Source organism: Caballeronia humi, assembly GCF_001544475.1.
Taxonomy (GTDB): domain Bacteria; phylum Pseudomonadota; class Gammaproteobacteria; order Burkholderiales; family Burkholderiaceae; genus Caballeronia; species Caballeronia humi.
The window spans coordinates 1-10744 of sequence record NZ_FCNW02000100.1 but is presented as its reverse complement, the minus strand read 5'-3'; the positions used below and the strand labels follow the sequence as shown (position 1 = coordinate 10744).

Genomic DNA, 10744 nt, shown 5'->3' with positions numbered 1-10744 from the left:
GGTACGGTGCTCGATGCTTGCCCATTTTGACACCCCCTTTTAAAAGGATAGGTGTCCGTTTTGGCGGGTCAATCTCACGCCTGCGCCCGTTCATGCTGTTCGCGCCCACTTCAGCAATACGCAACCCGCCCAGATACACTAAACCGGACTGAATCAGTCACTCCAGAATCTCCACGGCGTGAGGCCCTATAAGGTCATTGGTTACCAACTAAGTCAGCGGACATCGCCACCTCGCAGGCTTCTTGGTGTCATCAGCCCTGAGGAGCTGAGTCGTGTGGCCGCGAAGTGCCATATCGTGTGAACGTACAGCTTCTTAAGGCGCAATACCGGGGCGCGAACTGTCTGGTTCGCCTGGTTCCAACGTGTGTCACCGGCCACTGCCGAGCCGAGGAGACCGGCGCATCGTAAGGTATTTACTCGTCGCTATTTTGATCAAAGGTGAGCGACCCAGCGTCTCGGCTTGAGCTTCCGCGATCGTATCCCGGTTCGTCTCGCCGATCGCCACGAACAAGGGTGTCGGCAGGCAGTAGTTGGCAATTGACACCTACGCGTAGCAGTGACGGTGAAATTATTCGTTTTCGGTAAGTGCATGAATTTGTGATGATTTCACCGGTGACGCTGCCACTCAACCGGACGTCTTCGTTGAAAGTCAGTGGCTGAAAGCCCCGCTAGTCGAGCAAACGACGATTTACGTTTCTTTTAAGCGACTACAACATTGGCTTATTTAGTGGAAGCTTCGAAAGCCGACTCTTGCAAACCAAGGACCATTCGCCGCGCAGGGGTTAGCGACTCACGAAACTGCCAAACTCGCATCAGTTCGTTGACCTCGTGTGGCGGTCTACGCCACCATCGGGGAAATTTACGAGGAGCCGAATGTATGATCCCTAGAATCCACGCAGCGGCTACCCTCAAAACCAAGCAGCAGTTGTGAACCTTATGGGCGAGGCTCGGATGGACACGATCGTGGTTGAAGACGGCAGGGTAGCCGACAGCGAGCTCGGCCTATTGATCAAAGCGGTCGCCGCCTTGCGCTGCGGCGAGATGACCGAAAGATTGCCCACTGACTGGAAGGGCGACAAGGGGCGGCTCGCGGCGGAACTGAACATGCTAGCGGACCGATGCCTACGGCAGACGGAAGCCGTGGAGCAGGCGACAAGCGGTCTGAGGGGACGCTCGGGCGCCGTCGAACGCGTCGACCTCGACGGTCTGAGCGGTTTCTGGCTGCAGCAGGCGCTTCAGATCAATAGACACGTTGAGACTTTCGAAACGGCGCACGACTGCAGCAAGGCGATACACACCGCGCTGACGGCCCTCAAAAAGGGCGAGGGCACCACTCTGCCTGCCGATTGGACCGGGTTGCACGGCAAAGTCGCGGATGTCTTCAATGACGTTGTCGACCAGAACATACGGATGTCCGACGAGCTAGCGCGCCTCAGCCAGGCGGTAGGCAAGGAAGGACGCATCAACGAGCGCGCGGTGATACCGCATCCGCGAGGCTTCTGGCGCCAGTCGATCGACTCGGTCAATTCGCTGATCGCCGATCTGGTCCATCCGACGAGCGAGGTCGCACGCGTCATAGGTGCGGTCGCACAGGGCGATCTCAGCAAAAGCATGGCGCTCGAAGCGGACGGCCGTGCCCTCGAAGGCGAATTTCTACGCACGGCGAAGATCATCAATCGCATGGTCGAGCAACTGGGTACCTTTGCCGCGGAGGTTACGCGCGTGGCGCGCGAGGTTGGCACAGAAGGCAAGCTGGGCGGCCAGGCGGACGTTCAAGGCGTTGCGGGCACCTGGAAGGACCTCACCGATTCCGTCAACTTCATGGCGGGCAACCTCACGAGTCAGGTGCGCAATATCGCCGAAGTGACGAAGGCAGTGGCCGCTGGCGACCTGTCGAAGAAGATCACGGTTGATGTAAAAGGCGAGATCCTCGAACTCAAAAATACAATCAACACGATGGTGGACCAGTTGCGTTCGTTCGCCTCCGAAGTGACACGCGTCGCTCGCGAGGTGGGCACCGAGGGAAAGCTCGGCGGACAGGCGGATGTGCAAGGCGTGGCGGGTACATGGAAGGACCTGACCGACAACGTCAACTTCATGGCTGGAAACCTGACCAGCCAGGTGCGCAATATCGCGGAGGTGACAAAAGCTGTCGCCGCGGGCGACTTGTCGAAGAAGATCACCGTTGACGTGAAGGGCGAAATTCTCGAACTTAAAAACACCATCAATACGATGGTTGATCAGTTGCGCTCGTTTGCCTCTGAAGTGACGCGCGTGGCGAGAGAGGTCGGTACCGAAGGGAAGCTCGGCGGCCAAGCCGACGTGCAGGGTGTCGCGGGAACGTGGAAGGACCTCACCGATTCGGTCAATTCGATGGGCAGCAACCTCACTGCACAGGTTCGCAACATCGCCGATGTCACCACTGCAGTGGCCGCGGGCGACCTGTCAAAGAAGATCACGGTCGATGTGAAGGGCGAAATTCTGGAGCTCAAGAACACCATAAATACGATGGTCGACCAGCTAAGCTCGTTCGCTTCCGAGGTGACGCGCGTGGCGAGAGAGGTCGGTACCGAAGGCAAGCTCGGCGGGCAGGCCGAGGTGCAGGGTGTCGCCGGTACGTGGAAGGATCTCACCGATTCCGTCAATTCGATGGGCAGCAATCTGACAGGGCAGGTCCGCAACATCGCTGAAGTGACCACTGCGGTGGCGGCGGGTGACCTGTCGAAGAAGATCACTGTCGACGTGAAGGGGGAAATCCTCGAACTCAAGAACACCATCAACACCATGGTTGATCAGTTACGCTCGTTCGCCTCCGAGGTGACGCGCGTGGCGAGAGAGGTCGGTACCGAAGGCAAGCTCGGCGGGCAGGCCGATGTGCAGGGCGTCGCCGGTACATGGAAGGACCTCACCGATTCGGTCAATTCAATGGGCAGCAACCTCACTGCACAGGTTCGCAACATCGCCGAGGTGACGACGGCTGTTGCTGCCGGCGACCTCTCTAAAAAGATTACGGTCGACGTGAAGGGCGAAATTCTAGAGCTCAAGAACACCATAAATACGATGGTCGATCAGTTGCGCTCGTTCGCATCCGAAGTTACGCGCGTCGCCCGTGAAGTCGGCACCGAGGGGAAGCTGGGCGGGCAGGCGGACGTGCAAGGCGTGGCAGGCACCTGGAAAGATTTGACCGACAACGTCAACTTCATGGCCGGCAATTTGACAAGCCAGGTGCGCAACATCGCGGACGTGACGAAGGCCGTGGCTGCGGGCGACCTGTCCAAGAAGATTACGGTGGACGTGAAAGGCGAGATCCTGGAGCTCAAGAACACGATCAACACGATGGTCGACCAGTTGAGCTCGTTCGCATCCGAAGTGACGCGGGTTGCACGCGAAGTCGGCACGCTTGGCAAGCTTGGCGGTCAGGCCGATGTGCAGGGTGTCGCCGGCACCTGGAAGGACCTGACTGATTCTGTGAACTTCATGGCGGGCAATCTGACGAGCCAGGTGCGCAACATCGCGGACGTGACCAAAGCAGTCGCCGCCGGCGACCTGTCGAAGAAGATTACCGTCGACGTCAAGGGTGAAATCCTCGAACTGAAGAACACGATCAATACGATGGTTGATCAGCTACGCTCGTTTGCGTCGGAGGTGACCCGCGTCGCACGTGAAGTCGGCACGGAAGGGAAGCTCGGTGGGCAGGCCGATGTTCAGGGCGTCGCCGGCACCTGGAAGGACTTGACCGACAACGTCAACTTCATGGCGGGCAATCTGACCAGTCAGGTGCGAGGCATCGCGAGAGTCGTAACCGCCGTGGCGAACGGTGATCTCGCGCGCAAGCTCACAGTGGAAGCAAAGGGCGAGATCGCGGCGCTCGCAGACACGATCAACAGCATGACGGACACGCTCGCGACCTTCGCCGATCAGGTCACCACGGTGGCGCGCGAAGTGGGCGTCGAAGGAAAACTCGGCGGACAGGCGAAGGTGCCGGGCGCGGCGGGAACCTGGAAAGGACTGACCGAGAATGTCAATCAGCTCGCTGCAAATCTCACCACGCAAGTACGCGCGATCGCGGAGGTGGCGACCGCCGTCACACAAGGCGATCTGACACGCTCGATCACTGTCGAGGCACTAGGCGAGGTGGCCGCGCTTAAGGACACCATCAACGAGATGATCCGCAACCTCAAGGACACGACTGAACTCAACACTGAACAGGACTGGCTCAAGACCAATCTGGCGAAGTTCAGCCGCATGCTGCAGGGCCAGAAGGATCTGGTGGCGGTAGGCCATCTAATTCTCTCGGAGCTAGCCCCGGTCGTCGGTGTTCAACAGGCGGAGTTCTTCGTGTTCGATGCGAGCGCGCAGGCAGCGTCGCTGAGGCTTGTCGCAAGTTATGCGTCCGATGGCCACCGCTCGCATGGCAAGCTCGTGCAGCTCGGCGAGGGGCTCATCGGCCAGTGCGCTGTGGAGAAGCGCAAAATACTGCTCGCGCCGTCCGCATCAAGTGACTACCGAATCGTTTCCGGGCTGCTCAGCGTCGTGCCCCACAACGTGTTGGTGTTGCCGATCGTATTCGAAGGGCAAGTCAAGGGCGTGATCGAACTAGCGTCGATCGAACGATTTAATCCGACCCACCAGGCGTTTCTCGACCAGCTCACCGAAAGCATCGGCATTGTCATCAACACGATTGAAGCGAACATGCGCACGGAGGATCTGCTCAAGCAGTCCCAATCGCTTGCGCAGGAGCTTCAGAGCCGTCAGGAAGAACTGCAGCAGACGAACCAGGAACTCCAGGAAAAGGCGCGCCTGCTCGCGCACCAGAACCAGGAAGTCGAGCGCAAAAACGCGGAGGTCGAACAGGCTCGGCAGGCGCTCGAAGAAAAAGCCAAGCAGCTAGCGCTGACGTCGAAGTACAAGTCCGAGTTCCTCGCCAATATGTCGCACGAATTGCGCACGCCGCTTAACAGCCTGCTCATTCTGTCCGACCAGCTTTGCAAGAATCCGGAAGGCAACCTGTCAACAAGGCAGATAGAGTTTTCAAGAACGATCCATTCCTCGGGCAACGATCTGCTCATGCTGATCAATGACATTCTCGACCTATCAAAGATCGAATCCGGGACCGTCGTCGTAGATGTAGCCGAACACCGGCTTGCCGATCTCACGACTTATGTGGAGCGCACATTCCGGCACGTGGCCGAGGCTCGTAGCGTCGAGTTCCTTATCCACCTCGGCGCCGAATTGCCTGCATCCATTCATACGGACCTCAAGCGCCTCCAACAGATCCTGAAAAATCTCCTTTCCAACGCGTTCAAGTTCACGCATCAAGGGCATGTCACGCTATCTATCGACGAAGCGCTGGGTGGCTGGAGTGTGGACAACGAGGCACTCAACCGCGCCGTGCAGGTCATCGCGTTCTCGGTCCAGGATACGGGCATTGGAATTTCGGCCGACAAGCAACAGATCGTGTTTGAAGCCTTCCAGCAGGCCGATGGGAGCACGAGCCGGAAATATGGCGGCACAGGGCTCGGCCTAGCAATTAGCCGCGAGCTCTCGAAGCTGTTGGGCGGAGAAATGCGTCTGATGAGTACGCCAAACGAGGGAAGCACCTTCACACTTTATCTGCCGCGCAAGAACGATCTCGCCCGAGCGAGCCGCAGGTCGACGGCCAGGCAGGACGGCGCGGCTAACGCGCTCTCGGATACTGCGTCGCGCACAACCCCTGTGATCGACGCTCCCGTAGTTGACCCGGAATTCTCGGACCCGGTCGCGCACGAAGTCGCGTATCCGCTAATCATGGACGACCGGGATAGCATCCAGCCCGGCGACCGAGTGCTTCTGATCGTGGAGAACGATCCCGCGTTTGCGCGCGTAATGGTCGAGGCAGCGCGCCAGCAGGGATTCAAGACGCTAGCCACCGCGCTCGGCGCTGCCGCCCTGACGCTGGCTGATCAGTTCAAGCCCGACATGCTGACGCTCGACCTGTTCCTGCCAGACATGGAGGGTTGGCGTGTGCTGGCACGGGTGAAGCACGATATGGCGACGCGGCACATCCCGGTGTGCGTGATCTCGACCGATGAATCGCGTGAGCGTGCACTGCGCTCAAGCGCTTTCGCGTTCCTTCCGAAGCCGATAAAGTCGCGCGAGATCCTCGATCACGCGGTCGCCTCGATGGCGAAATATATCGAAGCCCCGCGTCGCGTGCTCGTCGCGGTGTTGCCGCCAGGAACCGAACGCGAAATGCTGACGAACGCTTTGCAGGGAGATCTCGTCGCGCTCGTATTTGCGAATTTCCGTGATGAACTGGTGACGCATCTTGCGTCTCCCGCCGTGCATGCGCTGGTGCTGGATGACAGCGTGCCGTGGATTGGGCCGGAAGACATCGAGGCAGCGCTCGTGTCACGCAGTCCGTTTGCGCCGCTTCCGGTGATCGTGAACGCACCAGGCGAAGTGGCGCCCGAGCGCTGGCAATCTAGACGCGAAGAATACGTCGTGCAGCATGCGGGGCGTCCGGACTTTCTGCTCGACCTGGTCGTGGCCGCACTTCACATCGACCCTAAGCGGCTGCCTCCCGAACCGCAGGCGATGCTCCAAGCACTGCATGCTCCGGAGCGCGCATTGCAGGGCAGGAAAGCGCTCATTGTCGACGACGACATGCGCAATATTTTCGCGCTCGCGACGATCATGGAAGACCTCGGCATGCGTCATGTATGGGCAGACAACGGACGTGATGCCATCCGTCAGGTCGAAGCGGACGCCGACATCGAAATCGTCCTGATGGACATCATGATGCCCGAGATGGACGGGCTTACAACGATGCGCGAGATTCGGCGGCGGCCGGTCGGTCAAGCGCTGCCGATCATCGCGGTCACTGCAAAGGCGATGAAAGGCGATCGCGAGAAGTGCATCGAGGCCGGAGCGTGGGACTACCTGTCGAAGCCTGTTAACCGCGACGACTTGCTCGCCGTGCTGCACGCGTGGCTGCATCGCTAGGAGCAGCCAATGCCTTCACAGGACACGCGTTTTGAAGACCAGTTGAGCATTTTGATCGTCGACGATCTGCCCGGCCAGCAGGTCGTACTGCGCACGGTACTCGAAGCACCAGATCATGACGTGATTACCGTTTCGTCGGGGCGAGAAGCGCTGAAGGCGGTTCTCGAGCAGGACTTCGCCGTGATCCTTCTTGACGTGAACATGCCCCATATGGATGGCTTTGAAACGGCCAGCATGCTGCGTTCGTACCGTCGAACCGCTGCGACTCCAATTATCTTTGTAACCGCTTATGTAGACGATGCAGAAATGGCGAGAGGGTACTCACTGGGCGCTGTCGATTACATCTCGTCGCCCGTCGTGCCCGAAATCCTGCGCGCGAAGGTCGGCGTATTTGTGCAGATGCACCGGATGAATCGCGAGCTGCTTGCGAGGGCGGTACAACGCGAGGAAGTCGCGAGAGCGGAGGCGCGAAGGGCCGCTGCCGATCAGGCGCGTGAGCGTGCCGATTTTCTCGCGCATGTCAGTCATGTGCTGACGCGTTCGCTCGACGTGGAAGCGACCGTGGAACGTATTCTCGATACTGCAGTGCCCGCATTAGCCGACGTGGCATGTGTAGTTTTGGTCGCAGACGGTGAATCGGCTTCCCGCACGGCGATTCGCTGCGCGCCTGCGGCCCTCGGGGGCGCAACTTCGCCGGGCGTGGCCTCCGTAGTGCCGCTCGACAGGTTCTTCGAGTTAGCAGACCGGGCGATGCAAGCGGCCGAACGAGTGATCTGCCGCGACGATACCTCGGGAATCTTTGCCCCTTCCGCTAGCGAAGACCTCGCTGCTCCGCAATTGCTCAAGCTCGAGGAGGTCAGCTTTCACTCGTTGCTGAGCGGCGCGCAGCGGAAGGCGGCGTTAGCCTTGGGCGTAATTAGCCACGATGACAGCCGTCAGCCGGCTCCCGTCGTCACCGAGTTCGTCAGCCGCGCATCAATCGCGCTGGAGAACGCGTTCCTGTATTCCGCCGTGCGCGACGAGGATCTGCGAAAAAACCAGTTCCTCGCGATGCTGGCACACGAACTTCGCAATCCTCTCGCCCCGATCGCCAATGCGGTGAGCGTGATGAAGGCAGCGCCGCCGGGCGATGCAGCCGTTTCCGCGTGGGCGGGCGAGATCATCGGCACGCAGATCGAGCACATGGTGCGCATCGTCGACGATCTGCTGGACGTTTCCCGGATCGCGCGAAACACGGTGTCGTTGCGGCGCGAGCCGACGCTCCTGCGCACGGTCGTCGAGCGCGCCGTGGAAACCAGCCGACCGCATTTTGCCGCGCGCTCGCAGATCTTCCAATGCGAGCTCGGTGCTCGCGACGTGATAGTCGATGGCGACGTCGTTCGACTAACACAGATCGTTGCCAACCTTCTCAACAATGCGTCAAAGTTCACGCCGCCGGGCGGACACATTTCGCTTGCGACCGACTTCGCGGACGGCACCGTCGTAATGACGGTGACCGATGACGGTGAGGGGATCGACGCGCACCTGATGCCGCATGTATTCGATCTGTTCGCGCAAGGCGACAGTTCCCTCGACCGCGCGCAAGGGGGCTTGGGCATTGGGCTTACCCTCGCGCGCCACCTCGCTGAACTGCACGGTGGCTCGATACAGTGCTGGAGTGCCGGCCGAGGCCATGGCGCAAGGTTCATAGTTGAGCTACCAGCACGGGTCGCAAGTGCGAAAATTGCACATGTCGCGGATGTTGTTCCCCTCCATTGCAAGAGTGCAGTACGAGTGCTTGTTGTCGATGATTCCGTGGCCTCGGCCGAAAGCCTTAAGCTATTTCTCGAGATGCAGGGCTATGAGGTGCGATGTGCCTTCGACGGTGCGGCAGCACTTACTCTGGCACACACCTTCTCGCCACACGTAACGCTTTTGGATATTGGCCTTCCAGGCATGAATGGGTACGAGGTGGCGAAGGCGATGCGAAAGGATCCAGTTCTAACCCATTGTTTGCTCGTGGCTCTTAGCGGCTATGGCCAGGAAGAAGATCGCCGCAGATCGGCTGCTGCAGGCATCGATCATCATCTTACCAAGCCGGCTAATCTGGATTCACTAATCGAACTGATCGGACGACACGCGATGCTGCACGACGCGAACAAAGCAATGGAAGGACCGCAAGGGGCCTGAGTTTCGATATGCACGGTCCACCTGGGATGAACGCTGCAAGGGCAGGTGAATGTAACGCCGGGAACCAGGATTGCAATTGGCGCAAACAACGCGAACGCGCGAACTGAGATTGACCCGTTTAGCCGGACGGTTTGCAGTCAGAGATTCAGAGATTCGACTTGGGCCGGCCTCCACTAAGCGTTGAATCTGGGGTTGCCAACGGACGGGCTGCGGACCGCTTCTCACGATGCGAGAGTAAGCCGTGGGTTCCATCTCCTCCAAACGGGCACGGAAGAGCCTAAATTAATGCGGTGTCGCCGCATCTCCGCAGCATTTCTTGAATTTCTTCCCGCTGCCACAAGGACACGGATCGTTGCGACCGATCTTCGGCGCGATGCGTTGAATCGTCGTGGCGAGTTCCCGCTCGTGAACGGCTTTCCGGTATGGGAGCCAATAACGGTAGATCGCTGAGATACTCATCGGGATCTGTTTGGCCAAGTTTTCTCGTTGATCCGGCCAGCGAGTCAATGCTTCCTCCTCGGGTAGGACTTCGTCCGTACCAAGCAAATGTAAGGGACGCAGCAACCCGCGGCCTTGTTTTTCGTCGAACAACGGCTGCCAGTCCTTCTGGCAAAGCGCAACGCCCTGCATAAATCCGAGCGCCCACGGCTCGCCCTCAATGTACTCCCGCGGGTCGTTGGGGTAGGTGACCGTATCGAACACCGGTTCGAACGCATCCGCATCGCCTTGCAGGCTCCGGATAATCCCATTGTAATGCCGCAAGATCAGATCCAAGATGTGCTGTGCCTGCTCCATCGTGTCGAATTGTGGCGCGTCCTCCGCCTCCGGCCCCCATACACCGGGCAACCATTCACTGGGCTGCAAGTTACCCGGTCCGATCACAATGGCGGTCAAGTATCCGTCCAGCATATCGAGCATCATCGTTTCGTCAGATGTCGCATTGGACATCAGGAACTGATCGAGCTCGTCCATCTCGTCATCGGACAGGGGGGCCATCATTCGCAAGGAATTGGAAGGAGAAGAGATCGGCACGGCAGGGGTTCTATAGGCGGTAAAACGTCATTTTACATCCCGCTGTTTTCTTTCCGGCCGGTGGCCACCGTCGGGGTGGGCGGTGCTCGAGAATCTCCATAGCGGGTGACGCTTCATGGACGATACCACCAGTTCGATGAACGGATCTCAATGCGGCCCTTCGTTCATCAACGGCTCGCTTTGGCGCGGCTGGCGTGAACGCGTACTGTCGGCCAACTTCGGACGTTGATCCGCACATTCACCCGGACGTTCGGACGACCAAGGTCCTCTGGCAGCGGACCTTCGCACGTCGGTTGCGGTCGCCATACGCTCCTCGCTGGCGAACATCTCTGGCAAGCAAATCTCGATATGTGCGCGATGTCCGCTTTCCTTTATTCACACGGGGTTAGAGACTCGACATGGATGAGAAGTCGGTGAAGCTGGCGACGAGTGCTACTTCGCCCCGCTTTTTGTTAGCGCTTGCCGGAACGAAGAGATCAGTTTGTTTTCGTCGCCGTTGCGCGTGATCATAACCAGCGTACTCGTGAGCTCAAAATCCCGGACCGGAACGAACTTCACA

3 protein-coding genes are annotated in these 10744 nt (G+C 59.2%); 2 read left to right on the top strand and 1 reads right to left on the bottom strand.

The annotated features are described in order from the left end of the window. Positions 1 to 951: 951 nt before the first annotated feature. Both AWB65_RS33360 and AWB65_RS33355 read left to right on the top strand, forming a co-directional pair. Positions 952 to 6984: a HAMP domain-containing protein gene (locus AWB65_RS33360; protein WP_200821865.1), complete on the top strand. Its 6033-nt coding sequence runs from the start codon at positions 952 to 954 to the stop codon at positions 6982 to 6984. A gap of 9 nt (positions 6985 to 6993) precedes the next feature. After that, positions 6994 to 9153 carry a response regulator gene (locus tag AWB65_RS33355; RefSeq protein WP_087671080.1) on the top strand — a complete coding sequence of 720 codons (2160 nt, stop codon included), beginning with the start codon at positions 6994 to 6996 and terminating at the stop codon, positions 9151 to 9153. A 282-nt stretch (positions 9154 to 9435) separates the two neighbouring features. Here AWB65_RS33355 and AWB65_RS33350 read toward each other — a convergent pair whose 3' ends face one another. Next, complete coding sequence (locus AWB65_RS33350) at positions 9436 to 10149, bottom strand: UPF0149 family protein (protein WP_268808280.1); 714 nt, start codon at positions 10147 to 10149, stop codon at positions 9436 to 9438. Positions 10150 to 10744: the final 595 nt, after the last annotated feature.